The sequence below is a fragment of the Noviherbaspirillum sp. ST9 genome, from assembly GCF_048799745.1.
In the GTDB taxonomy this organism is placed as follows: Bacteria; Pseudomonadota; Gammaproteobacteria; order Burkholderiales; family Burkholderiaceae_D; genus Noviherbaspirillum.
The window spans coordinates 85,955-111,519 of sequence record NZ_JBLWFR010000005.1; the positions used below are offsets into that span (position 1 = coordinate 85,955).

Annotated in this window: 18 protein-coding genes; 8 read left to right on the top strand and 10 right to left on the bottom strand. The window is 60.8% G+C overall.

Features of this window, described 5'->3' with window-relative positions; genetic code table 11:
• Nucleotides 1-4 precede the first annotated feature (4 nt).
• Both ACNOHI_RS12335 and ACNOHI_RS12340 read left to right on the top strand, forming a co-directional pair.
• The gene (locus tag ACNOHI_RS12335; protein ID WP_420474968.1) at nucleotides 5-3,463 is read left to right on the top strand and encodes an AAA family ATPase; all 3,459 of its coding nucleotides are present in this window, start codon (nucleotides 5-7) and stop codon (nucleotides 3,461-3,463) included.
• 91 nt (nucleotides 3,464-3,554) lie between these two features.
• Nucleotides 3,555-4,001, top strand: a complete 447-nt coding sequence (locus tag ACNOHI_RS12340) for an SRPBCC family protein (protein ID WP_420474969.1) — start codon at nucleotides 3,555-3,557, stop codon at nucleotides 3,999-4,001.
• Nucleotides 4,002-4,289: 288 nt separating this feature from the next.
• On the opposite strand, the gene ACNOHI_RS12345 is transcribed toward ACNOHI_RS12340, so the two are convergent.
• From ACNOHI_RS12345 to ACNOHI_RS12375, 7 genes are all read right to left on the bottom strand, one after another.
• The gene (locus ACNOHI_RS12345; protein WP_420474970.1) at nucleotides 4,290-5,036 is read right to left on the bottom strand and encodes a peptidylprolyl isomerase; all 747 of its coding nucleotides are present in this window, start codon (nucleotides 5,034-5,036) and stop codon (nucleotides 4,290-4,292) included.
• A gap of 40 nt (nucleotides 5,037-5,076) precedes the next feature.
• Entirely contained in the window at nucleotides 5,077-5,760 is a 684-nt protein-coding gene (narI, locus tag ACNOHI_RS12350) for a respiratory nitrate reductase subunit gamma (RefSeq protein WP_420474971.1), read from the bottom strand.
• A 42-nt stretch (nucleotides 5,761-5,802) separates the two neighbouring features.
• The gene (narJ, locus tag ACNOHI_RS12355) at nucleotides 5,803-6,471 is read right to left on the bottom strand and encodes a nitrate reductase molybdenum cofactor assembly chaperone (RefSeq protein ID WP_420474972.1); all 669 of its coding nucleotides are present in this window, start codon (nucleotides 6,469-6,471) and stop codon (nucleotides 5,803-5,805) included.
• 90 nt (nucleotides 6,472-6,561) lie between these two features.
• On the bottom strand, nucleotides 6,562-8,118 hold the full coding sequence (gene narH / locus ACNOHI_RS12360; protein WP_420474973.1) for a nitrate reductase subunit beta: 1,557 nt from the start codon (nucleotides 8,116-8,118) through the stop codon (nucleotides 6,562-6,564).
• A gap of 25 nt (nucleotides 8,119-8,143) precedes the next feature.
• A complete protein-coding gene (locus ACNOHI_RS12365; protein WP_420474974.1) occupies nucleotides 8,144-11,839 on the bottom strand; it encodes a nitrate reductase subunit alpha in 3,696 nt (1,231 codons plus the stop codon).
• 171 nt (nucleotides 11,840-12,010) lie between these two features.
• Entirely contained in the window at nucleotides 12,011-13,396 is a 1,386-nt protein-coding gene (locus ACNOHI_RS12370; protein WP_420474975.1) for a NarK family nitrate/nitrite MFS transporter, read from the bottom strand.
• Nucleotides 13,397-13,434: 38 nt separating this feature from the next.
• On the bottom strand, nucleotides 13,435-14,700 hold the full coding sequence (locus ACNOHI_RS12375; protein WP_420474976.1) for an MFS transporter: 1,266 nt from the start codon (nucleotides 14,698-14,700) through the stop codon (nucleotides 13,435-13,437).
• 328 nt (nucleotides 14,701-15,028) lie between these two features.
• Here ACNOHI_RS12375 and ACNOHI_RS12380 point away from each other — a divergent pair, with 328 nt between their 5' ends.
• The 4 genes from ACNOHI_RS12380 to ACNOHI_RS12395 all read left to right on the top strand — a co-directional run bounded on the left by ACNOHI_RS12380 (nucleotide 15,029) and on the right by ACNOHI_RS12395 (nucleotide 18,583).
• The gene (locus tag ACNOHI_RS12380) at nucleotides 15,029-15,466 is read left to right on the top strand and encodes a universal stress protein (RefSeq protein ID WP_420474977.1); all 438 of its coding nucleotides are present in this window, start codon (nucleotides 15,029-15,031) and stop codon (nucleotides 15,464-15,466) included.
• Between the two features lie 164 nt (nucleotides 15,467-15,630).
• The gene (locus ACNOHI_RS12385) at nucleotides 15,631-17,652 is read left to right on the top strand and encodes a ribonucleoside triphosphate reductase (protein WP_420474978.1); all 2,022 of its coding nucleotides are present in this window, start codon (nucleotides 15,631-15,633) and stop codon (nucleotides 17,650-17,652) included.
• 30 nt (nucleotides 17,653-17,682) lie between these two features.
• Complete coding sequence (nrdD, locus tag ACNOHI_RS12390) at nucleotides 17,683-17,877, top strand: anaerobic ribonucleoside-triphosphate reductase (protein ID WP_420474979.1); 195 nt, start codon at nucleotides 17,683-17,685, stop codon at nucleotides 17,875-17,877.
• Between the two features lie 22 nt (nucleotides 17,878-17,899).
• Nucleotides 17,900-18,583: an anaerobic ribonucleoside-triphosphate reductase activating protein gene (locus tag ACNOHI_RS12395; protein ID WP_420475357.1), complete on the top strand. Its 684-nt coding sequence runs from the start codon at nucleotides 17,900-17,902 to the stop codon at nucleotides 18,581-18,583.
• Nucleotides 18,584-18,794: 211 nt separating this feature from the next.
• On the opposite strand, the gene ACNOHI_RS12400 is transcribed toward ACNOHI_RS12395, so the two are convergent.
• Entirely contained in the window at nucleotides 18,795-19,709 is a 915-nt protein-coding gene (locus ACNOHI_RS12400) for a flagellar brake protein (RefSeq protein ID WP_420474980.1), read from the bottom strand.
• 156 nt (nucleotides 19,710-19,865) lie between these two features.
• On the opposite strand from ACNOHI_RS12400, the gene ACNOHI_RS12405 reads away from it, so the two are divergent.
• Together ACNOHI_RS12405 and ACNOHI_RS12410 are read left to right on the top strand one after the other, a co-directional pair.
• On the top strand, nucleotides 19,866-20,285 hold the full coding sequence (locus tag ACNOHI_RS12405) for a VOC family protein (RefSeq protein WP_420474981.1): 420 nt from the start codon (nucleotides 19,866-19,868) through the stop codon (nucleotides 20,283-20,285).
• A 369-nt stretch (nucleotides 20,286-20,654) separates the two neighbouring features.
• A complete protein-coding gene (locus tag ACNOHI_RS12410; protein ID WP_420474982.1) occupies nucleotides 20,655-22,565 on the top strand; it encodes a TonB-dependent receptor plug domain-containing protein in 1,911 nt (636 codons plus the stop codon).
• 13 nt (nucleotides 22,566-22,578) lie between these two features.
• Here ACNOHI_RS12410 and ACNOHI_RS12415 read toward each other — a convergent pair whose 3' ends face one another.
• Together ACNOHI_RS12415 and ACNOHI_RS12420 are read right to left on the bottom strand one after the other, a co-directional pair.
• On the bottom strand, nucleotides 22,579-23,136 hold the full coding sequence (locus ACNOHI_RS12415) for a YfiR family protein (protein WP_420474983.1): 558 nt from the start codon (nucleotides 23,134-23,136) through the stop codon (nucleotides 22,579-22,581).
• 224 nt (nucleotides 23,137-23,360) lie between these two features.
• Nucleotides 23,361-25,463, bottom strand: coding sequence for a putative bifunctional diguanylate cyclase/phosphodiesterase (locus ACNOHI_RS12420; RefSeq protein ID WP_420474984.1), 2,103 nt, complete (start codon nucleotides 25,461-25,463; stop codon nucleotides 23,361-23,363).
• Nucleotides 25,464-25,565: the final 102 nt, after the last annotated feature.

Here is a 25,565-nt window from a genome sequence, read left to right on the forward strand (position 1 = left end):
AGACATGCGTTTACATCGACTCGACCTGGTCAAGTACGGAAAATTCACCGATCGCTGCGTGGAATTCCCGCAATCCGTCCGCGACTTCCACCTCATTGTCGGCCCCAATGAAGCTGGCAAATCGACGCTGCGCTCCGCCGTCCTCGACTTGCTGTTCGGCATACCGCCGCGCTCCGCGCACGCCTTCCTGCATCCGTTGAACGAACTGCGGGTAGGCGCGTCGATCGGCAACCGCACGGACTCGCTCGAATTCCAACGGGCGAAGGCGCAAAAGCAAACGCTGCGCACGCCGGCGGACGCGGTCCTTGCGGATAACACCCTCGTGCCGTTCCTCGGCACGGCCGATCGTCATTTCTTCGACCAGATGTTCGGCCTCGACCACACGCGCCTGGTCGAGGGCGGCAACAGCATCCTGAATGCGGAGAACGATGTCGGCCAGGTGTTGTTCCAGTCTGCGGCCGGTATTGCAAGCCTCGGCAAGATCCGGGATGCGCTGCTCGCGGAAGCGGACAAGCTCTGGGCGCCGCGAAAGGCTGCCGACCGCGCCTATTACAGTGCGGCCGACCTGCTTGAAAAGGCAGGCGCGACATTAAAGGAAACGACCGTCCGCACCAAGGTATGGACAGAAGCCAACGCACGCCTGCAATCCGTGATGGACGAACTGGGAGCTGTCGGCGAATCGCTGCGGCAGCTTGAGATCAAACGCAGCAGGCTGGAGCGCATTCGCCGTGTCGCGCCGTTCCTGCAGACGGTTCGAGAAATCGAGAAGCAGCTTGCTGAACTCGGCCAGGTAGCAGATCTGCCGGCAGACGCCGCGGCCATCTTATCGACCGCGGAACGCGATCTGGCCACTGCAAGGCAGCTGCTGGAACTGCGCAATGGCGAAGTCGACAAGGCACAGGAGGAACTGGCGCAGATCCGGGTCGACGACGCCGTACTGGACGTCGCCACCGAGATCACAACACTGGAAGAATCCCGCGTACGCTACAGCACCTACGCACGCGATATCGCCAGGCGGCAGGACGAGGTCAACATCCTCCTCGCCGACATCCGCAAAGCGTGCACGCAACTCGGTTGGGAGTTCGACTCCGAGGACGCCCTCGCCGCGCGCCTGCCGTCGATGCTGGTGCGACGCGACCTGTCGCGGCTTTCGCAGTCGCAGAGCGGACTGACCCAGGCATTGCGGGCGGCGGAACAGGCAGAGCAGGCAAAGGCAGCGGAAATCCAGCAACTGTCGCAGGACCTGGGCGAGATGGAAGCCGGTGAAGCCCCGCCGGCGCTGCGCGCAGCCTTGGCCGGCGCGCGAGCACTTGGCGATACGGAAACCGCCCTGCAGAAGCAGCAAAGCCAGCTTGCCAAGATCAAGACGGCGCAGTCCGGTGCGGAGCAGGCGCTGGGAAGATGGAACAGGCCGATTCCCGATCTCATCGCGATGGAATTGCCCGGCCCGGAGGCGATCCAGCATGTGACGCAGGACCGCCTCACGCTTGTCAATGACCGGAAAGCGCTGGAGCAGCGCATCCAGGAACAGGCCGGCGCAGTCTCGACCATCAAGCTCAAGATTTCCCAGCTGACGGAACTGCATCAGCCGACCGCGCCCGAAGCGGTGTCGGAGGCCCGCCAGGAGCGTGACGAATCCTGGGGCGCGATCAAGGCAGGGACAATCAGCATTCAGGACGGCGCGGAACAGTTTGAAACGCATCTCCGTCAAGCAGATGGACTTGCCGACAAGCGGCTTGAAAACGTCGAAGCGGCAGCGCAATTGCAAAGTCATCAGCACCAGCTTGAGCAGGCAATGCATCAGCAATCGCTCCTCGATGCTCAACGCATCCAGTTGACGGAAGAGCTGGTCCAATTCGACAAGATGTGGGCCGAGATGGCCACGTCGATCGGCCTGCACGGCATGAAGCTGGAAAATATCGGCGAGTGGATCGCCAAGCGCGACAAGGCAATTGCCATCGCGGCGGAATGCAAGGAGGCGCAGGAGAGTGCGGATGCACTACAGCGCCAGGTGGACGAGTACCGGCTGTCGCTGGCGGCGGCATTGCGCGAAGCAGGACTGCAGATTGGCGAAGCGGAGAAACTGACTGCGCTCTGCATGCAGGCGGAACTCCACATCCGGCAGGTCGAGAGCGCCAGTGTGCGCCGCGAAACACTCGAGGCGCAGTTGAAGAGCGCAAAGGCACAGGCGCACTCCCTGCAACAGGCTGCCGCAGATGCAAGAACATCCGTGACCGGCTGGAAAGAAGAATGGTCTCGCGCACTGGACGTAGCGGGGCTGGCGCAGGAGAGCGCGACCGGCACCGTCAGCGGTGCACTGGAACTGTTTGCCTCGCTTGACGAGCTGTTGGGCAAGGTGCGCCAGATCCGCGTGGAACGCATCGCCGCCATGCAGGCCGACCTGGAGAAATTCAACGAGGAAGTACAAGGCCTCGCCCAGCGTTTCGGCACCGAGTTCGATGGTGTGTCCCCGGAGCGCGTTACCCAGGCGCTTGCGAAGCGCTTGGCACGCGCCAAGGAAGCGCGAACGGAAGCCAACCGGTTGAAAGAATCGATCAGAACCGCGAAGGAGCAGGCGAAGAAAGCACAGGAATCGATCGAAACCGCCAACGCCCTCCTGCAGCCGCTGCTGGAACGCGCCGGTGTGAATTCCCGGCCCCTGCTCGCCGAAGCGATCTCGCGCGCCGACGCTTACCGTCGCTGCCTGCTCGACCTGGCCAAGGCGAAAGCGCAGCTCGTCGACAGCGGCGACGGCCTCTCCCGTGAACACCTTGAACAGGAAATCGACGGTGCGGACCTCTCGCAGGTAACGGCCGAGCTGGCAACCGCCACCGCCGAGCACAGCGAAGCCGTGCAACGCCAGGCAGCGCTCTCCGCCGAGAAGGAAAAAGCCGGCAGCGCGCTCGGCTCCATTGGCGGCTCCGACGCTGCCGCCATCGCTGAAGCACAGCGCCAGGAAGCGATCGCACAGATGGCCGACGCGGCGGAACGCTACGTCAAGGTCTTCACGGCGGCAAAACTCCTGCGCTGGTCCATCGACCGCTATCGCCAGGAGAAACAAGGACCCATGCTTGGCCGCGCGAGCGCCATCTTTGCGCAACTTACGCAAGGCAACTTCAACCGGCTGGTCGTGGATTTCGACGCCCAGCCGATGACACTGCACGGCCAGCGCGCGGACGGCAAGCTGGTCGGCATTGCGGGCATGAGCGACGGAACACGGGACCAGCTGTTTCTCGCGTTGCGCCTGGCGGCGCTGGAAATGCACTTGGAGAAAGCGCCTCCCCTGCCGTTTATCGCGGACGACCTGTTCATCAACTACGATGACGGCCGTTCAAAGGCAGGCTTCGAAGCGCTGGCGGCGTTGTCGGAGAAGACGCAGGTGATTTACCTGACGCACCATGATCATCTGGTGGATTCGGTACGGGAAGTCTTTGGGCGCGACGTATCGGTTGTGCATCTGTAGCGTGTCAACATTCAACATGTCGATTTCCCGCGCCGTGATTCGTCGTACGATATAGAGGGCTGCCCTCACTCTTTCTACGAGGAAATCAATCATGACAACGCACACCGTAAGACTCCACCGCGTCCTCAAGGCAACGCCTGAACGCGTCTACCGCGCTTTCCTGGACGCCGACGCCTTCAACAAATGGCTGCCGCCCAATGGCTTTACCGGGCGGGTGCATCATATGGAAGCAGTGGTCGGCGGCAGCTACCGGATGTCGTTCACCAACTTCACGACCGGGCACAGCCACTCGTTTGGCGGGGAATACCTCGAACTGGTGCCGAACGAGCGGCTGCGCTACACGGCCAGCTTCGAAGACCCGAACCTGCCCGGGACCATGCAGACGACGGTCACGCTGCGGGAAGTGTTTTGCGGAACGGAGCTTGACGTCGTTCAGGAAGGCATTCCCGGGGCCATTCCGCCCGAGGCCTGCTACCTCGGCTGGCAGGAGTCGCTGGTGCTGCTTGGGAAATTGGTTGAGGCGGAGATCAGGGATTGACCTCGTTGGGGGGAGGTCGTCGAGGGGGCAACTCGCTTTCCCATTTACCCCGCGCAAGCACTACAGTGCGCCCGTATTTTTGCAACATGCGTTCAAGGGCGGGAAACTACAGTCGGATTGGCGCAAAAGAGTACCCCGTCATTCCCGCGAAAGCGGGAATCCATAGTGAAGCCGCGCATGCTACCCGCCTTTGGATTCCCGCCTTCGCGGGGATGACGGGGAAAGACGTGCAAGTCTTGAACCGAAGCGCCCGCACGCGGACGCCCCTAGGACAACGGTTTGATTCAGCTACTGAACCAGCGGCGACGAGGCCCCTTCCAGCGTCACGCCCTTGATATCCGCCTTCCCCACCAGAATCTGCAGGTACTGATGCACCCCCTTGTGCCAGGCCTGCTGGATCAGCGTATCCGCAATCTGCGCCTTGACCGCGTCGAACGGCATCAGCCTGCCTTCGACATGCTTCATGACCTGCACGATGTGTAGCCCGAAGCGGGTCTCGATCAGGCGATTCGCCATTTCGCCATCACGCAGGCGGAACAGCACACGCTCGAACTCCTGCACCGTCTGGCCACGGGACAGTTGACCGAGGTTGCCGCCGAGGCCTCCCGAGGGGCAGTTCGAATACGTCTTGGCCAGTTCGGCGAAGCGCTCCGGATTGCGCTGCAATTCCTCCAGCACCGACTCCGCCGTGGCACGCAGGAATTCGAGCGAGACGGTCGGCGTCACCTGGAACAGGATATGCCGCGCTTCCACCAGTTCGCCGTAGGTATAGCGCTCCTGATGATTGCGGTAGTACGTCTCGCATGCCGCATCGTCCGCTTCCGGCACGCGCACTTCCTTTGCAAAGAGCGCTTCGATGCGGGCATCGTCATCGTCGCCGTCCAATCCGAGCCGGTCCGCTTCCTGCAGCAGCAGGGTGCGCAGGACCAGCTCGTGGACGGTTTCCTTCAATGGGTTTTCCGCTTTCTGGTGGTGCACGATTTCTTTCTCGATGGCTTCATCCGTGATCTCGATGCCGTTGACGGAAATACCCATGGCCCCTCTCCTCTTTCAATAACGTGGCATTAACTTGACATTAGCGCGGGCGAACCAGCTGGTACGCGCGGCTGAGATAACCGACGGACGCGAAGCCGCTCCACACGTGCACCAGGCGGGTGAACGGGAAGATGATGAACAGCGACATGCCCATGAACAGGTGCACCTTGAACAGCAGCGGCGCTTCAGCCAGGAAGCCTGCGGCATCGCCACGGAAGGTGACGATGTGCTGCGCCCACTGCATGAACAGCGTCATCAGGTGGCCGTCGGTATGTGATGCCGACAGGAAGATCGTGGACAGGCCGAGCAGCAGCGTGGCCAGGATCCACAGCAGGACGATCTTGTCCTTGAAGGTGGTCACGGCGCGCAGGCGGTCGCTGGAAAAGCGGCGTGCCAGCAGGGTCAGCAGGCCGATCAGGCACAGCGTGCCCATGATGCCGCCGGCGGTCATGGCGATGATCTGCTTGGCGCCGTGCGAGACGCCCAGCGTGTCCCACACCCAGATCGGGGTGAGCAGGCCGGCGGCATGGCCGAAGAACAGGCCGATGATGCCGATGTGGAAGCAGATGTTGCCAAAGCGCAGCGAGCCGCGATGCAGAAGCTGGCTCGACTCCGACTTCCATGTGTACTGCTCGCGGTCGAAGCGCACCAGGCTTCCGAGCAGGAAGATCGCCAGTGCGATGTACGGGAAGATCCCGAAGACGAATTGATGCAGGTAGTTCATGTTTTTATCTCCTTGTAATCCTGTGGCGCGGTCCCTGGTGTGTCAGGCCGGTGCTGCCGCTGCCGGGCGGCGTGCGGGATGGAAATTGATCGGCTGCACGCCGCTCGATCCGCAGCTCAGTCCCTTGTTGAGCAGCGGCTCGACGCCGTCCGCGCCTGGCCCCATCGTTTCCAGCAGTTCGTCCATGTCGCGAATCGGCGGCTCGCTCAGTTCTTCGGCCGGAACCGGGCTGAGTGCCTCGACGGCCTGCAGCACGACGGCGTACGGGCTGTTGTTGGCCGCCAGCTTGCGGCCGAGGTGCGCGAGCACGTGCACGGCGTCCGAAAGCAGGCGGTCCGACTCGTCCTTGTCGACCTGGGACAAAAACTCGAGGAACAGCGGCACGTAGTCGGGCAAGTCATCCGCGCACATCTGCAGGCCGTGCTTCTTGTACTCCTGCATGAGGTCCACCATGGCCTGGCCGCGGTCGCGGGATTCGCCGTGGATGTGCTCGAAGAGGTGCAGCGAGTGCGATGGATTGCGGTCGAAGGTCGACACGTAGTTTTCCTGCAGCGTGAGCAGGTCCTCGCCGGCGAGATGGGCAAACAGCGGCTGCAGCGTCGCCTTCATCTCCGGCTGGCCGTCCAGCGCCGCGTACAGTTCGTCGAGCGCCTCGATCAGCGCCTCCTCCGGGTACATCAGCAATGTGGACAAGACTTGATAGTGTTGCATGGTCATTTCCTTATTCAACGCATGCCTGTCGGCAGGTACGGAGGGCAGGATGGGGAGGGATTGGCGGGCCCCATCCTGCCACCAGGCGTCCTACACGCCTTCCGTCTCTTTCTTCTTCCTCGACTTGGGCATGTCGACGAAGATCACCGAACCCTGCTTCTTCTTGCCGAACAGCGAAGGATCGCTCACCCCGTCCGAGCAGCCGTTGCCGAAGCTGAAGCCGCAGGAACCTTTTTCGTTGAAGCTGTCTTCCACCATTTCCTTGTGGCTCGACGGAATCACGAAGCGGTCCTCGTAGTTGGCGATGGCCATGATGTGGTACATGTCTTCCACCTCCGCCTTCGACAGGCCGGTCTGCTTCAGCACTTCCAGGTTTTCGGTGCCGTCGACCGACTTGGCGCGCATGTAGGCACGCATCGCCAGCATGCGGTCGAGTGCATGCACCACCGGCTGTTCCTTGCCTGCGGTCAGCAGGTTGGCGAGGTACTTGACCGGGATGCGCAGGCTCTTGGTGTCCGGGATGATGCCGTTCATGCCCATCTTGCCGGACTCGGCCGCAGCCTGGATCGGCGACAGCGGCGGGATGTACCAGACCATCGGCAGCGTGCGGTATTCCGGATGCAGCGGGAAGGCGACCTTCCATTCCATCGCCATCTTGTAGACCGGCGACTTCTTGGCGGACTCCAGCCAGGCTTCCGGGATGCCCTGCTTGCGCGCTTCCTCGATGACCTTCGGATCGTTCGGGTCGAGGAAGAGCTTGAGCTGGGCTTCGTACAGGTCCTGCTCGTCGGCCACGGACGCCGCGGCTTCGATCTGGTCGGCGTCGTACAGCATCACGCCGAGATAGCGGATACGGCCCACGCAGGTTTCCGAGCACACCGTCGGCTGGCCCGCTTCGATACGCGGGAAGCAGAAGGTGCACTTTTCGGCCTTGCCGGAAGACCAGTTGTAATAGATCTTCTTGTACGGGCAGCCGGAGATGCACATGCGCCAGCCGCGGCACTTGTCCTGGTCGACCAGCACGATGCCGTCGTCTTCACGCTTGTAGACGGAACCGGACGGGCAGGAGGCGACGCAGGCCGGGTTCAGGCAGTGCTCGCACAGGCGCGGCAGGTACATCAGGAAGGTGTTCTCGAACGTGCCATAGATTTCCTTCTGCACGCCGTCGAACAGCTTGTCCTTGCTGCGCTTGGCGAACTCGCCACCGAGGTCGTCTTCCCAGTTCGGGCCCCATTCGATCTTGTCCATCTTCTGGCCGGTGATCACCGAGACCGGGCGTGCGGTCGGCGGTGTCTCGGACAGCGGCGCGTTCTGCAGGTGCTCGTAGTCGTAGGTGAACGGCTCGTAGTAGTCGTCGATGGCCGGCAGGTTCGGGTTGGCGAAGATGTTGGCCAGGATCTTCAGCTTGCTGCCCTGGCGCGGTTCGATCTTGCCGTCGGCGTTGCGCTTCCAGCCGCCGTTCCACTTGTCCTGGTTTTCCCACTCCTTCGGGTAGCCGACGCCCGGCTTGGATTCGACGTTGTTGAACCATGCGTATTCCACACCGTCACGGCTGGTCCAGACGTTTTTGCAGGTGACTGAACAGGTGTGGCAACCGATGCACTTGTCCAGGTTCAGCACCATGCCGATTTGTGCTCTGATTTTCATGTTTGCTCCAGAATGGTGACTGTGATTACGCCTTTTCCTTCAACGGGCCTTCCAGCCAGTCGACGTTCTTCACCTTGCGGATCAGGACGAACTCGTCGCGGTTGGAACCGACGGTGCCGTAGTAGTTGAAGCCGTACGACAACTGTGCGTAACCGCCGATCATGTGCGTGGGCTTGGTCACCGCGCGGGTCACCGAGTTGTGGATGCCGCCGCGCATGCCCGAGGTCTCCGCACCCGGCATGTTCACGATCTTCTCCTGGGCGTGGTACATCAGCGTCATGCCGACCGGGACGCGCTGCGATACCACCGCGCGGGCCACCAGCGTGCCGTTGACGTTGAACACCTCGATCCAGTCGTTGTCGACGATGCCGGCTTCCTTGGCGTCGATTTCCGACAGCCAGACGTGCGGGCCGCCGCGCGACAGCGTCAGCATGCGCAGGTTGTCCGAGTAGGTCGAGTGGATGCCCCACTTCTGGTGCGGCGTGATCCAGTTGAGCGCGATCTCCTTGTTGCCGTTCGGACGCTTGTCCTTGATGGCACCGGTGGTCTTGGTGTTGATCGCCGGCTTGTACACGCACAGGCCTTCACCGAACTCGCGCATCCACTGGTGATCCTGGTAGAACTGCTGGCGGCCGGTCAGGGTGCGCCAGGGGATCAGTTCATGCACGTTGGTGTAGCCGGCGTTGTAGCTGACCTCTTCGCTTTCCAGGCCGGACCAGGTCGGCGAGGAGATGATCTTGCGCGGCTGCGCCTGCACGTCGCGGAAGCGGATGCTGTCATGCTCGCGCGGGATCGCCAGGTGGGTATGGTCGCGGCCGGTGATCTTGGACAGCGCATCCCAAGCCTTGACGGCGACGTGGCCGTTGGTTTCCGGGGCGAGCGACAGGATCATTTCGGCGGCATCGATCGCGGATTCCAGGCGCGGCTGGCCCTTCGACACGCCCTCTTCCGTCACCACGCGGTTCAGGCCGCGCAGGATGTCGACTTCGTGCTCGGTCTTCCAGCTGATGCCCTTGCCGCCGTTGCCGACCTTCTCCAGCAACGGGCCGATGGAAGTGAACTTCTTGTACACATCCTTGTAGTTGCGCTCGACGACCTGCATCGCGGGCATGGTCTTGCCCGGGATCGGTTCGCATTCGCCCGCACGCCAATCCTTCGGATCGAACGGCTGGCCGAGTTCGCCGGGGGTGTCGTGCATCAGCGGCGTCAGGACCAGGTCCTTCTGCGTGCCGAGATACTCGCCGCCGATTTCCGTGAACTTCTTCGCGATGCCCTTGTAGATTTCCCAGTCGGACTTCGCCTTCCACAGCGGCTGCACGGCTTCGGACAGCGGGTGGATGAACGGATGCATGTCCGAGGTGTTGAGGTCGTCCTTTTCGTACCAGGTGGCGGTCGGCAGCACGATGTCACCGTACAGCGCGGTGGTCGACATGCGGAAGTCGAGCACGACGAGCAGGTCGAGCTTGCCTTCGGCCGCCGGACGCACCTTGATGTCGCGCGGCTTGACGCAGCCTTCTTCGTCGCTCATCAGCGCGTTCTGCGTGCCGAGCAGGTACTTCAGGAAGTACTCGTGGCCCTTGCCCGAGCTGCCCAGGATGTTGGAACGCCACACGAACATGGTGCGCGGGAAGTTGGCCGGATTGTCCGGATCGTCGCAGGACAGGTTCAGCTTGCCGTCCTTCAGTTGCTCGACGGCGTACTTGACCGGATCCTTACCGGCGGCTTCGGCGGCGCGAACGACTTCCAGCGGGTTGGTTTCGAGCTGCGGTGCCGACGGCAACCAGCCGAGGCGTTCCGCCTTGGCGTTGAAGTCGATCATCGACATCTTCGAGAACTCGCCATCCGCCGTCGGCGTCAGGATCTCGTTGGAGTGCAGCTTTTCATGGCGCCACTGGCTGGTGTGCGCGTAGAAGAACGAGGTGGAGTTCATCTGGCGCGCCGGACGGTTCCAGTCGAGCGCGAAGGCCAGCGGGGTCCAGCCGGTCTGCGGACGCAGCTTTTCCTGGCCCACGTAGTGCGCCCAACCGCCGCCGGATTGGCCGACGCAGCCGCACATCATCAGCATGTTGATGATGCCGCGGTAGGTCATGTCCATGTGGTACCAGTGGTTCAGCGCGGCGCCGACGATGACCATGCTCTTGCCGCGGGTCTTGTCGGCGTTGTCCGCGAATTCGCGGGCGACGGTGATGACGTCAGCGCGCTTGACGCCGGTGTGCTTCTCCTGCCATGCCGGGGTGTAAGGGACGTCGTCGTCGTAGCTGGTGGCGACATTGCCGCCGCCGAGGCCGCGGTCGACGCCGTAGTTGGCCATCGACAGGTCATACACGGTGGCGACCAGCGCCGTCGTGCCGTCAGCCAGTTGCACTTTCTTGACCGGCACGTTGCGCACGAGCATGTCGTTCGCATCGACGCCGCCGAAGTAGGCGAAGCCGACACCGGCGACGTCGTCGCGATGGTTGATCAGCGACAGTTGCGGATCGATCGCATTGCCGCTCTTGCCTTCCTTCTGTTCGAGGTTCCACTTGCCGGACTCGCCCCAGCGGAAGCCGATGGAGCCGGACGGTGCGACGATGTTGCCGGTCGCTTCATCGATGACCAGCGTCTTCCATTCCGGATTGTTGGCTTCGTCGAGGTTGTTGGCGAGGTGCGAGGCGCGCAGGAAGTAATCCGGCACCAGGTAGCCGTTCTTTTCCTTCAGCAGCACCAGCATCGGGAAGTCAGTGTACTGCTTCGCGTATTCACGGAAGTAGGCGGACTTGCCGGTGGCGTGGAATTCCTTGAGGATCACGTGACCGATTGCCATCGCCAGCGCGGCGTCGGTGCCCTGCTTCGGGGCGAGCCAGATGTCGCCGAACTTGGCCATTTCGCCGAAGTCGGACGACACGGCGACGGTCTTCGTACCTTTGTAACGCACTTCGGTGTAGAAATGCGCATCAGGGGTACGGGTCATCGGGATGTTGGAGCCCCACACCATGAGGTAGGTGGAGTTATACCAGTCGGCCGATTCCGGCACGTCGGTCTGTTCGCCCCAGATTTGCGGCGAGGACGGCGGAAGGTCGCAGTACCAGTCGTAGAAGCTCATTGCCACGCCGCCGATCAGCGACAGGTAGCGGGTGCCGGCGGCATAGCTGACCATGGACATCGCGGGAATCGGCGAGAAGCCGATGATGCGGTCCGGTCCGAATTTCTTGACGGTGTACGCGTTGTTGGCGGCGATGATCTCGTTGACCTCATCCCACTCGGCACGGACGAAACCGCCCTGCCCGCGCACCTTCTTGTACTTGGCGGCGCGTGCCGGATCCTGGCTGATGTATTCCCAGGCCTTGATCGGGTCCATGGTCTTGCGCGCTTCGCGCCACATCTGCATCAGGCGGCCGCGCACCATCGGGTACTTTACGCGCTGGGCCGAATACACGTACCAGGAATACGACGCACCGCGTGGGCAGCCGCGCGGCTCGTGGTTCGGCAGGTCCGGGCGGGTGCGCGGATAGTCGGTCTGCTGGGTTTCCCAGGTGATCAGGCCGTTCTTCACATACACCTTCCAGCTGCACGACCCCGTGCAGTTGGCGCCGTGCGTGGAACGCACGATCTTGTCGTGCTGCCAGCGCTGGCGGTAGGCGTTTTCCCAGGTGCGGTCTTCTTGCACTACCGCGCCGTGGCCGTTGGAAAAGGTTTCCTTGGGCTTGCTGAAGAATTTCAGGCGGTCCAGAAAGTGACTCATGGTTTCTCCATACGTGCGCCCTTGTTCGGGCGCCTTTGTTGTAACTACGCTTTGTAACTAATCGGATTGGCTCTGTATCAAGTCTACGTAGCCCCTCTCGTCCTTCCTATTCGCAAGAAGTCGGGCTGGTTCCGGCGATGGAACTAACCCGACTAGTACTTTCGAACTATCTCAGCACGGCATCGGCGCGTTCTTGCGGGAATAGCACCACCAGGTGATGGCGATGCAGGTGACGTAGAACGCGATGAAGGCCCAGAGCGCAGCGGTCGGGCCGCCGGTCATGGCGATCGAGGTGCCGTAGCTCTTCGGGATGAAGAAGGCGCCGTAGGCACCGACTGCCGAGGAGAAACCGAGCACGGCGGCCGCTTCCTTGTTGGCGTCGACGATAGCCTGGGCTTCTGCCCTGGCGCCCTTGCCGGCGGCGGCGCGCTGGCGCTCGGTCATGAAGATCACCGGGATCATGCGGAAAGTGGACGCATTACCGACGCCAGTGCCGGCGAACAGCAGCATGAACATCCAGAAGAAGCCGTGGAAATGACCGGCCGAACCGTTCACGGGCAGGAAATAAATGACACCGACCACCGCCAGGATCATCACGATGAAGGTCCAGAAAGTGACGATGGCGCCGCCGAGCTTGTCGGAGATCCAGCCGCCGGCAACGCGAGCCAGCGCGCCGACGAGCGGTCCGAGGTAGGCATATTGGAGCGGATTGACGTCCGGGAACTGCGACTTGATCAGCATCGGGAAGCCGGCGGAGTAGCCGATGAAGGAACCGAAGGTGCCGATGTACAGCCAGCACATCAGCCAGTTGTGCTTGCGCTTGAAGATGACAGCCTGTTCCGAGAACGAGGCGCTTGCCGAAGCCAGGTCATTCATGCCGAACCAGGCGGCAAAGGTCGTCATGGCGATGAAGGGCACCCAGACGAAGCCGGCGTTCTGCAGCCACATCTGCTTGGTTTCGCCTGCCTTGGTCCAGATCTGCGCTTCGCCGCCGATGGCACCGAAGATGCCTGCGGTGATCACCAGCGGCACCACGAACTGCACCACCGACACGCCGAGGTTGCCGAGGCCGGCGTTCATGCCCAGCGCATAGCCCTTCTGCGCCTTCGGGAAGAAGAAGCTGATGTTGGCCATGGAGGACGCGAAGTTGCCGCCGCCAAAGCCGCACAGGAGCGCCAGCACGAGCATGGTGGGATACCCGGTGTTCGGGTCCTGCACCGCAAAGCCGATGCCGATGGCCGGGATCATCAGCGACGCGGTCGAGATCGTCGTCCACTTGCGGCCGCCGAAGATCGGCACCATGAACGAGTAGAAGACCCGCAGGGTCGCGCCGGACAGCCCGGGCAGCGCCGCCAGCCAGAACAGCTGGTTGGTGCTGTACTGGAATCCAACGTTGGGCAGGTTCACCACCACCACGCTCCATACCATCCAGACGGCGAATGCCAGGAGCAGTGCCGGAATCGAGATCCACAGGTTGCGGTTGGCGGTGGACTTGCCTTTGGAAACCCAGAACGATGGTGTTTCCGGTTCCCAGTGACTGATCAGATATTTACTCACGTTGTTCTCCTCTTATCGAATGCGACAGATGCGACAGCTCAGGCCGCCTTTTTGAGCGGCACGGAAACGTCAGGGGTTTCCCGCTCGGGTTTGAATGAGAAATGCATCCACACCAGCGACACGCAGACCGTGCCGTAGAGCAGCATGAATGCACTGGAACGGACGCCGGTCAGGTCGACCAGCGCACCAAACATGATCGGCAGGATGAAGCCGCCGAGACCGCCGGCCAGGCCGACGACGCCCGACACGGCGCCGATGTTGTGGCTGAAGTCATCCGAGATGAACTTGAAGACGGACGCCTTGCCGATGGCGGTGGCAACACCGACCACGAACAGCAGGGCGGTGAAGAACCAGGCATTGATGCCGATATCGATGCTCATCGGACCGTTGACCGTCTTGACGACCATGCTGGTCTGCGGATAAGACAGCAGGAAGAACGCCACCCAGCACACCCACATCACATACCAGGTCACCTTGTAGGCCCCGTACTTGTCGGAGATCCAGCCGCCCAGCGCGCGCAGCACGCCACCCGGCAGCGAGAAGCAGGCGGCCAGCAAGGCGGCGAGCTTCATGTCGAAGCCGTATTCCGACACGTAGTACTTGGTCATCCACAGCGCCAGCGCGACGTAGCCGCCGAACACGACCGAGTAGTACTGGCAATAGCGCCAGACGCGCGGATCCTTGAGCATGCGCATCTGCGAGATAAAGCTGACGTTGGACGGAATGGTGTGCGACTTGTCGGTGTAGCTGAAGAACCAGAAGACCAGCGCCGTCGTCAGCATGGCGGCCGCATAGACTTTCGGCAGGAACTGCCAGCCGAATGCGGCGATGATGGCCGGCGCAACGAACTTGGTCAGTGCCGAACCGGAGTTGCCCGCGCCGAAAATGCCCATGGCAAGGCCGCGACGCTCCGGCTGGAACCAGCGCGCGACGTAAGGCGTACCGACCGAGAATGAGCCGCCGGCGACGCCGACGAACAGGCCAAGGACAAGGAAGTGCCAGTATTCGGTGGCTTCGCCGATCAGGTAGATCGGGATCACCGTGGACAGCATCAGCATGAACAGCACGATGCGGCCGCCGAACTTGTCGGTCCAGATCCCGAGCGGCACGCGGACCAGCGATCCGGTGAGCACGGGCGTTGCCGCCAGCAGGCCGAACTGTGTTTCATTCAGCCCCAGCTTTGCCTTGATGGGAATGCCAAGAACGGCAAACATCATCCAGACCGCGAAGCAGATGGTGAAGGCGAACGTACTGCTCGCCAGCACCGATATCTGCTTTCCTTTTGAATTACCCTGATTGGCCACGACGCACCTCCCTCGATGATTGACGCGATGTCAGAAGGTTACGTCTGCGCACTTCAAGGCACTATTGGCCGGAGGGGTATCCGGCGAAGGCAGTTGGCTTAGTCCGATCGGTCGAAGGGAATAGGCTGGAACGAGAGGGATAGGTCGAAAGGTGTAGAAAATGCTGGCGGGCGGCGGTAGTCGATCACACAACGCCCGCCTGCGTGAGGCACCGGCCGCCCCCCCAACCCGGCCCAATTTGACCAGGATCAAGGCCGATTTCTACCTAGAAACCTAGCATGGCTTCAGCGTCCCCGAGGCGTGTCCTACCTTATCCAGAGAATGCACCATGTTCAAAACGATTCTTGTTCCCACCGATGGATCCCCGCTGTCCGACAAGGCGATTGAAGCGGCAATCACGTTTGCAAAAGGCGCCGGCAGCAAGGTGATCGGCATTTCGGTCTCCGAGCCGCGCGACTACTCCCATGTCTCGGACGGAATGAGCGTCTCCGACTCCAAACAGGCCTTCCAGGACCGCTGCGCCATCGCGGAAGCGAATGTCGGCAAGATCGCGGCTGCCGCACAAGCCGCCAACGTCCCCTGCGAAACGGTGACCGCTCGTTCAGTCAATCCATACGAGGAAATCATCAAGGCTGCCAAGGATCACCAGTGCGACGTGATCTTCATGGCATCGCATGGCCGCAAGGGCCTGAGCGCATTGTTCGTCGGCAGCGAAACGCAGAAAGTGCTGGCGAATTCGACCATACCGGTCTTGGTTTTCCGCTAACCATCCCTCCCTCGGAACTTGACACGACGACAACGCGCAAGGGAATGCGCCGGGTTATTCCAGATCAAGCAATTTGGAAAAAGGCCATCGCGCGCGTTGAGCGCACTAGATTTAGTCTCTACCATCTCTCGAACCACAAGATATTGTGCTTTTCTGGAGACTAAATGACACCTCGCGCCATTACCTTCCTGACGCATATCGTCAAGCGCGACGGCACTGTAAAGCCGTTTGACCCGAACAAGATTCTCTCCGCGCTGCTGCGCGCCGGCCAGGCCACCGGCGAATTCGGCCACGAGGAAGCCGAGGCCTTGACGCTGCAGGCCGTCATGCAGCGCATCCAGCTCAACAGCGATACCGCCCCGCATATCGAGCAGATCCAGGACGTCGTTGAATCCGTCCTCTTCGACGCTGGCTACCGCAAGACCTTGCGCGCGTATGTCGTCTATCGCGAGCAGCACAAGAAGCTGCGCAGCGACCGCAAGACGCTAGTCGACGTCGAGTCCTCGATCAACGAATACCTGCAGCAGCTCGACTGGCGCGTCAACGCCAACGCCAACCAGGGCTACTCGCTCGGCGGCCTGATCCTGAACGTGTCCGGCAAGGTCATCGCCAACTACTGGCTCAACCATGTGTATCCGCCGGAAGTCGGCGAAGCGCACCGCCAGGCCGACATCCATATCCACGATCTCGACATGCTGGCCGGCTATTGCGCCGGATGGTCGCTGCGCACCCTGCTCAACGAAGGCCTGAACGGCGTGCCCGGCAAGGTCGAATCCGGCCCGCCCAAGCACATGTCCAGCGCCGTCGGCCAGATCGTCAACTTCCTCGGCACGCTACAGAATGAATGGGCGGGCGCGCAGGCGTTCAGCTCCTTCGACACGTACATGGCCGCCTTCGTGCGCAAGGACAAGCTGTCGTACGAGCAGGTCCGCCAGTACATGCAGGAACTGATCTACAACCTCAACGTTCCCTCGCGCTGGGGCACGCAGACGCCGTTCACCAACCTCACCTTCGACTGGGTCTGCCCGGAAGACCTGCGCGAACAGGTGCCGGTCATCGGCGGCAAGGAAATGGATTTCACCTACGGCGAGCTGCAGGCCGAGATGGACATGATCAACCGCGCCTACATCGAAGTGATGATGGCCGGCGACGCCAAGGGCCGCGTGTTCACGTTCCCGATCCCGACCTACAACATTACCGAGGACTTCGACTGGAACAGCCCGAATGCGGAGCTGCTGTTCGAGATGACGGCGCGCTACGGCCTGCCCTACTTCCAGAACTTCCTGAATTCGGAACTCAAGCCGAACATGATCCGTTCGATGTGCTGCCGCCTGCAGCTCGACCTGCGCGAACTGCTCAAGCGCGGCAATGGCCTGTTCGGATCGGCGGAACAGACCGGCTCGCTCGGCGTGGTGACCATCAACTGCGCGCGCCTCGGACATCTGTATCGCGGCGACGAGGAAGCGCTGTTCGCCCGCGTCGACGAACTGCTCGAACTCGGCAAGGCCAGCCTTGAAATCAAGCGCAAGGTCATCCAGCGCCACATGGACAGCGGCCTGTTCCCGTACACCAAGCGCTACCTCGGCACCCTGCGCAACCACTTCTCGACGTTGGGCGTGAACGGCATCAATGAAATGATCCGCAACTTCACCAGCGACGAGCACGACATCACGACCGAATGGGGTGCGGGCCTCGCGGTACGCCTGCTCGACCACATCCGCGCGCGCATGCTCGAGTTCCAGGACCAGACCGGCAACATGTACAACCTGGAAGCGACGCCGGCGGAAGGCACGACCTACCGCTTCGCCAAGGAAGACCGCAAGCGCTATCCCGACATCCTGCAGGCCGGCACCACCGACATGCCCTACTACACCAACTCCTCGCAACTGCCGGTCGGCTTCACCGACGACCCGTTCGAGGCATTGGAACGCCAGGAGGAACTGCAACGCAAATACACTGGCGGCACCGTGCTCCATCTCTACATGACCGAACCGGTCTCGAGCCCGAACGCCTGCCGCACGCTGGTCAAGCGCGCCCTGAGCCGCTTCCGCCTGCCTTACATCACCGTCTCGCCGACCTTCTCGATCTGCCCGAAACACGGCTACCTGAGCGGCAGCCATGAATTCTGTCCGAAGTGCGATGCGGACATCATCGAGCGCAAGACACGTGAACTGGAGGCGAACTAAATGACCTGCGAAACCATCAAGGAGACAAACATGACCGATCTCAGCAATCAGAAGGCTCTTGAAACCCGTCAAATCATCCTGACCGACGCGGAACGCCAGCCTTGCGAGATCTGGACGCGGGTGATGGGATATCACCGGCCTTTGTCCTCATTCAATATCGGAAAAAAGGGAGAATTCCATGAGCGCAAGTACTTTGACGAGCAATGCGCGAATCTCGGCGGCTGAACCCGGTCCCCGCACGCTGAAGGTGGGCGGCGTTACGCCGTTCACCGCGACGGACTACCCGGGCAAGCTGGCTGCGGTCGTCTTCGTGCAGGGCTGTCCGTGGTCTTGCGGCTATTGCCACAACCCGCACCTGCAGATGCGCCTGCAGAAGAGTCCGCTGCAGTGGAGCAAGGTGCTCGGCCTGCTCGAAAAGCGCGTCGGACTGATCGACGCCGTGGTCTTCAGCGGCGGCGAGCCCACGCTCGACCCGGCGATCGGCAACGCCATCAAGGATACGCGCAAGCTGGGATTCGAGATCGGCCTGCATACCGGCGGGTCCTATCCCCAGCGCCTGAACGAATTGCTGCCTCTCGTCGATTGGGTGGCGCTCGATATCAAGGCGCCGTTCGCGCAGTATGAAAAGGTCACCGGCATCGCCGACAGTGGCCTGCAGGCGCTGGCGTGTGCCGAAGCCGTGCTGGCAAGCGGGAAAGAGTATGAGTTCCGCACGACGGTGCATCCCTCCTTGCTGAGCGAAGACGAGATCATGGACATCGCCCGCGCCCTTGTGGCCATGGGGGCGAAGAACTATGCGCTGCAGACGTTCCGGGCGCAGGGGTGCAAGACGAAGGAGCTGAAGGCGACTGCAGTGGCCGGCTATCCGAGCGAGGGGTTGGTGCAGCAGGTGTCGGGGATGTTTGAACAGTTCAGTTATCGGCCGGCTTGATGTTTGAATGCGGATAGGAATCTGAGAATTGTTCCCCCTCTTTCCCGTCATTCCCGCGCAGGCGGGAATCCATGCGGAGGCGCTCCGGACTGACTCCCTATGGATGGCCGTTCCTCGAAGCTTCGCTTTCCCGCCTGCACGGGAATGACGGGGAAAATTTTACTTCCTGCCTTCACACTTCGGTGCCCGCCTATGCCCGACAGTATGAACCTCACGCCAGCGTATGCGGCTGCTCGATAATCTGTTGGTAAATCAAGCTCTGCAGAATCACGCTGTCGTTCGGCTGCAAATCCAGAAACTGGATGCCATGCTGAACCCTGAGTGCATCTCCCCCCTCCTTTTCCTCATCCGCGAACACGTTGCGCACAATGGCTTTCACAGTCAGGTAAGCCTCCATATTGTGCAGGTTCACCCGGAATGCCAGGACGATCTCCCCGCCTCTCCCGGCTAACTGTTGACGGGCCTTGACCAGCGCACCGTCGGCGCTGAGGTTGACGATCACGCCCGGCTGCTTTTCATTGCCATCGCCCGGCGTCGCGATCGAGGCAATGATCTTTGTCTTGATACGCGGCGACTTGCGTATCACCGCCCCTTGCACGACATCGGGAAAGGACAGGTGGAGATAGTCGTAGGGAATCTTGCATACGCGCACCACGGCGCAATCGAAGGCGAACGCCTTCTGGCTGCTGAATACACGTGCAACGATCTTGTCATGCTCGCGCAACGGCACGCGCATGCCATTGGTCATCGGCGTAGAGACCATGAGGCTGGCATTCTCGAGATAGCCGAGCAGCCGGACAAAGTGACGTTCCGTTCCCATCGATGCAGGCGGCTGCAGCTGGATGCGGTCGCCCACGCGCAGCCGCATGTCCTGGAACGTAAAGCGGCTCTCCGGGTTGATCGAAAGCGCCTTGTCCAGTTCGCCTTGTAAACCCGCGGATTTGTCCGAAGGCGGTTGCAAGGAAAGTTCGCGTAGCGGATTGGCGGCCACCAGCAACTGAAGCTGCTCTTCCGTTTCGATCACCTGCCCGCGCTCCATCAGCACATTGCGCTCCTGGTCATACACCGTCCAAGGCAACCGGGTTCCTACGGCGAGTTTGTCGCTTTCTATCGAAATCAGGCTCATTTTCCGCGTTTCACGTTGTTTGAAGGCTGCTGCAGGCAAGCCTTTCCGCAAAGACAGATCAGGGCCTTATCTTAGCTTCATTCTCGGTCAGCTGTTACATTGGAAGCAGTCCAGATATGTCCGGAGTCCGCTGTAACGACCAGGAAACGAAACGCCATGCGCTTCATCCTTAACATCGATGTACCCGACCTCGTGCCGGCGATCCGCTTCTATACGGATGCCTTCGGCCTGACGCTGAGCCGAATCATTGAGGACGATGTGGCGGAGCTGACCGGTGCCTCTTCCGTCATCTACCTGCTGCAGAACGTACCGGGATCGCGCTGTGCACCTTCCATTCCGCAAGGGCGCGACTATGCCAGGCACTGGACGCCCGTGCACATGGACTTCGTTGTGGAAGATTTGCAGGCCGCTGCCGGCCGCGCAATCGGGGCTGGCGCAGTGCGCGAGAGTGAATGCGTTGAATGGAACGGATCGAAATGCATCACCTTTTCCGACCCGTTCGGCCACGGGTTTTGCCTGATCGAGTTCGAGGGTGATACCTATGGGATGGGCGAGTCGAAACCGGTTGATCCGTAATATCGCGCACATCGCGCGCCTGATGCTGCAGGAAAATAAAACCGGTCAAGTTCGAAATCGACTTGCTTCTTCGATACAGATTCAGAGACATTGGCAACGATCTTCATGAAGCTCTCTTGACACCAATCAGGAGAAGCGTGGTGAACCCCGCATTGCTTATCACCACTGAGTGTCTATTATTTCAGCTGACCATGCGTGGAATTCGGTGACGCACTACGTGCCGCTTCCTCAACGCGAGGCGTGTTCCGTCTTGAGGTATTTCCGAAAGGAGAACCGATGTACTGGAAACCGATCACGGGGCGATGCTCCAGGCATGTATCCCCGGCGCGTCCAGGACCACTTCCTCCCCGCTGCCTCCGCATCATGTGCATGACCTTCCTGGGCGCGACACTGTCGACCGGCATGCATTCATCCAACGCAGCCCCACCCGTAGAAGAATTGGTCAACCTGTCTCTCGAGGAACTGGCGAACATCCAGATTACGTCGGTATCGAAAAAGGGGGAGAGCCTCGCCGATGCAGCCGCGTCGGTATTCGTCATTACCCAGGACGACATCCGGCGCTCCGGGGCCACGAGCCTGCCTGAAGCGTTGCGTCTGGCGCCGAATCTTCATGTCGGGCAAATCAGTGCCCATAACTATGCGATCAGTGCCCGAGGCTTTAATAACATTTCCGCCAACAAGCTGCTGGTCATGATTGACGGCAGGTCTGTCTACACGCCGCTATTTTCGGGCGTGTTCTGGGACGTCCAGGACGTCATGCTTGAGGATGTGGATCGCATTGAAGTCATCAGCGGGCCAGGCGGAACATTGTGGGGCACAAACGCGGTCAACGGAATCATCAACGTGATTACGCAGTCGGCCAGGACAACGCAAGGCGGCCTGGCATCGATTGGAGCGGGAAATCGGGAAAGCGGCGCGGCGCTTCGCCATGGCGGAAAGGTGGAAGCCGACGGCAGCTACCGCGTCTACGGGAAGTATACGGATCGGAAAAACACCGAAACCGCGAACGGCACGGCGATCAATGACGCCTTTCACCAGGGACAGGCTGGATTCCGCATGGATTGGGAACGGCCCGGCGAAAATTTTACCCTGCAAGGAAATGCCTACGACGGGAAAGAAGCGCAACCGGAACCCGGCACAGTCCCCATTGCCGGAGTGCCATTCCGGCTCGGCGACATCTCGTTGTCCGGCATTAATCTGCGTACGCGATGGGAGCGGCTCCTGAACAGCGGCGCCACCCTGAGCGTGCAAGCCTATTTCGATCGCACCGAACGACGCGTTCCACCAACCTTCAGCGAAAAGCTCGATGTTGTCGATCTGCAGCTGCAGCACTCCTTGCCGCGCTATGGCATCCATGCGCCGGTATGGGGAGCCGAATACCGTTACGGCATGGACAGGGTCACGAATAGCCCGTTCTTCGCCTTCTTGCCGGCCAGGGTCAATCAAACCTGGTCCAGCGTATTTGCACAGGACGAAATGCGCCTGCGCGACAACCTCCGCCTGACCGTGGGAGCGCGCGTAGAGCGCAACGAATATACCGGCAACGAGTTTCTGCCCAATATCCGGCTTGCCTGGAAACCTGCTCCCGAACACCTGCTGTGGAGCGCCCTTTCGCGCACTGTACGTGCCCCGTCCCGTCTGGACCGGGACGCATTCGTCCCCGGCGGAGCCCCGTTTGTGCTCGCGGGCGGACGCAATGTTCGCTCGGAAATTGCTGACGTGATCGAGCTGGGCTACCGTGGCCAGCCCATCCGCAACCTGTCCTACTCGGTGACCGCATACCATGCGGACTATGAACATCTGCGTACGCTGGAATCGAACCCGAGCGGTACTTCCTTCTTCTTTTCAAATTTACTGGATGGCACCACAAAGGGCATCGAAATGTGGGGCAACTACCAGGCGACAAAGCGCTGGCGCCTGAGCGGCGGGTGGACGCTACATCGAGAGAAACTGAAGCTCAGGGCAGGCAGTACCGACGTATTCTCTCCGGTTACCGCGGGCAACGATCCGTCGCACATGCTGGTGTTGCGCTCCTCGCACGATCTGTCCGAGAAAAGCGAACTGGACGTGACGGTACGCCGCGTCGGTGCCCTGTCGGCTCCAGCTGTCCCGGCGTACACGGCCGTAGGTTTCCGTTATGGCTGGCGGTTCCGACCGGGGCTTGAACTCTCCGTCGTCGGACAGAACCTCAATGGGGGCGGTCATGGCGAGTTCACGGATGTTTCGACGCGCAGCGAATTGGAACGCAGCATATTTTTCAAGATCCAGAGCCGCTTTTGAATCTAACAACCTGCTAACGCCGGATCCCGGTCTGCCTTGGCCTCACATTGACGGCGAGACTGAGCAGCTTTGAACTGATTGCCAATCCGTTCTGCGCCGCCGCTTCCTCGTCGATGACGAAACGGACGCGGTCGCCCTGAATGACGAAATTGATAATGCCGACTCCGGGCATATCGCTGACGGTAAGCACCCCGTTGCCGCGCATTGCGTCCAGGGCTTGGCTCGCCTCCTGCGTATTGCCGGGGCCCAGGTACAGGATGTGGCAGCCGGAATCGCGTCCCACGTTTTTGATGCGATGGATCTCGATTGGCCGGCCGTTGATTTGCTGACCTCTGATGGCCGTGTCGAGATCCATGCCGAATGGATCCGCTCCCGCAATGCACAGGTTGATCGCGCTGGTCGATGCGGCAAAGGCTGTCGGCGGCCAGTCAACGTAAAGGCCGAATTTATACAGATAGGCCGCCTTGATCGCATACTCAAGCGATTCCCCATCGCTGGCGGCATACGCGTTGTTGCCGGCAGCAACGCAGCAAGCGCAACTGATGCAAAGAATTGCCGATTTGATCACCATTTCAAATCTCTTCCCTGCGCGACACACCATGCGTGATTTGCTGAAAATATCGAGGACGCGCCACGACCTGAGGGGCTCCGGGCAGTGGCATGCTTGCATGGCATATGGCACGGCGCAGACTTGCCGATCCATACCTATCCTTTCCAGAGTCGCTACCGGACGTTTTCTGTTCGATTCTCCAAGTTCAGTTCCGTTGCATTGCTGCCATTCACCACACGACTGTCTTAGGCGGGTGACAATTCATTACCGTCGCGCAGCATTTGCTCGAATTTTGCGGCAGGCACGGGCTCGCTGAAGTAGAAGCCCTGAATCTCATCACACAGGTGATGGCGCAAGTAGGATAGCTGCGCCTCCGTTTCAACCCCCTCCGCCACTACCCGCAAGTTCAGGCGGTGCGCAATGTCGATAATGGCCAGCGTGATCGCCGCATTCGATGTATTGCTTGTTATATCGGCGACGAACGCGCTGTCGATCTTTAACTTGGCGAACGGAAAACGCTGAAGATAGGCGAGCGATGAGTACCCCGTGCCGAAATCGTCAAGCGACAGACTGACGCTCAGATCCCGGATGTCTTGCAAGATGTTGAGTGCGCGCGCCGGGTCGCTGATCATGACTCCTTCGGTCACTTCCAGTTCCAAATACTGCGCATCCAGCCCGGATTGTTCGAGATGGCGTGCCACCATATCCGCCAGGCCTTCCTGTCCAAACTGGCGCGGCGACAGGTTGACCGACACAGGGACCGGTTGCAGACGTGCCTTCTGCCAGGCCTTGTTCTGCATACAGGCCTTTTCCAGCGCCCATTCACCAATCGCCAGGATCAATCCCGTCTCTTCCGCTACCGGGATGAAGGCGGTGGGCGATACCAGGCCGCGAAGCGGATGGTGCCAGCGAATCAACGCCTCCATGCCGCATATGCGTCCGCTCAGGATATCCACCTTGGGCTGATAAAACAGCTCGAACTCCTCACGCTCCAGCGCCTGCACGAGTGCATTGCCGATTTCCAGGCGCTCCTTGGTCCGGCGTGTCATTTCGCCTGAATAAAACTGAAAGCTGTTTCCACCCTCTTCCTTGGCGCGATACATTGCCATGTCCGCATTGCTCAACAGCTCCGATACGTCTTCCGCATCGGTCGGATAAACGGCCGCGCCGATGCTGGTCGTTACATGCAGCATGCGGCCATCGATTTCGAATGGCACGGAGAAAATCTCCAGCAACTTGGCGGCGACTTCGACGGCATCGTCCTGCGTCCAGAGATCGGTCAGCAGGATAATGAACTCGTCTCCCCCCTGACGTGCCACGGTATCGCCTGCGCGGATTGCCGTCTGCAGACGGGAGGCGACGAGTTTAAGCAACTGATCGCCGAAGTCATGCCCGAATGTGTCGTTGTAGTCCTTGAACCGATCCAGGTCCAGGTAAAGCAGCGCCAGCATGCGCTGCAATCGGCGCGCGTGAATGATTGCCTGGTTCAGGCGGTCTGCCAGAAGATTGCGATTCGCCAGATTGGTCAGTGGATCGTGGCTGGCCAGATATTCCGCGCGCAATTCATGCCGTTTGCGCTCCGTGATATCGCTGGCCACGCTGTCCACCCGGCTGATTTTTCCATCGTCATCCTGCACTGCGGTCGACCTCTCCTCGACCCACCGCACTTCGCCATCCGGCCTCAGGATCCGGTACTCGCACCGCATGCTGCCCAGCGCCGGCAACTGTTCTGCCGCATTACGCACGTCCGCCACATCGTCGGGGTGGATGATGTCGAACCACAAGTTTTCGTTTGCGTAGAACTGCTCCACCGGACGTCCATAAACGGTCTGCGCGACCGGGCTCAGGTAAAGGAGCTTATGTCCGGAGGAAGACCAGACGACGTTATCGATCGACGCCAGGATGCTGCTCAGCTTCTCTTCGCTGTCACGCAGTCTGGCACGGGTCGCCTTGCGTTCGATTGCATAGCGGATGGAGCGTTTGAGCACGTGCGCATCAACCTCTCCCTTGACCAGATAATCCTCGGCGCCTGCCTGCAAGGCGCGCATCGCAAGGGCTTCGTCCACCGATCCCGTCAGCACGACGATCGGCGTATGTGGAGCGGAGTTGAGAATGCGTTGGACCGTCTCAAGGCCGCGGCTGTCGGGCAAGGACAGATCGACCAGCAGAACGTCGAAGCGATCCTGCTGCAGACATTGAATAGCGGCGCGCAGGGATTCGGCCGTGCGCAAGGAGAACACGACGGCGGCAACTCCCGCCGGTGCCCCTTCAGACAGCAGCTCCCGGATCAAACGTGCATCCCCCGGGTTGTCTTCCACCAGAAGCACTGCAATAGGTTCAATGGGCATACCTTTTCACCCATGGCAAACGCATTTTTAATTCTAGCGTGTTATTCAGATCACGCTAATAAAAGTGGCAACTAGCGTACACGCAGGAAATTCATTGCCCTG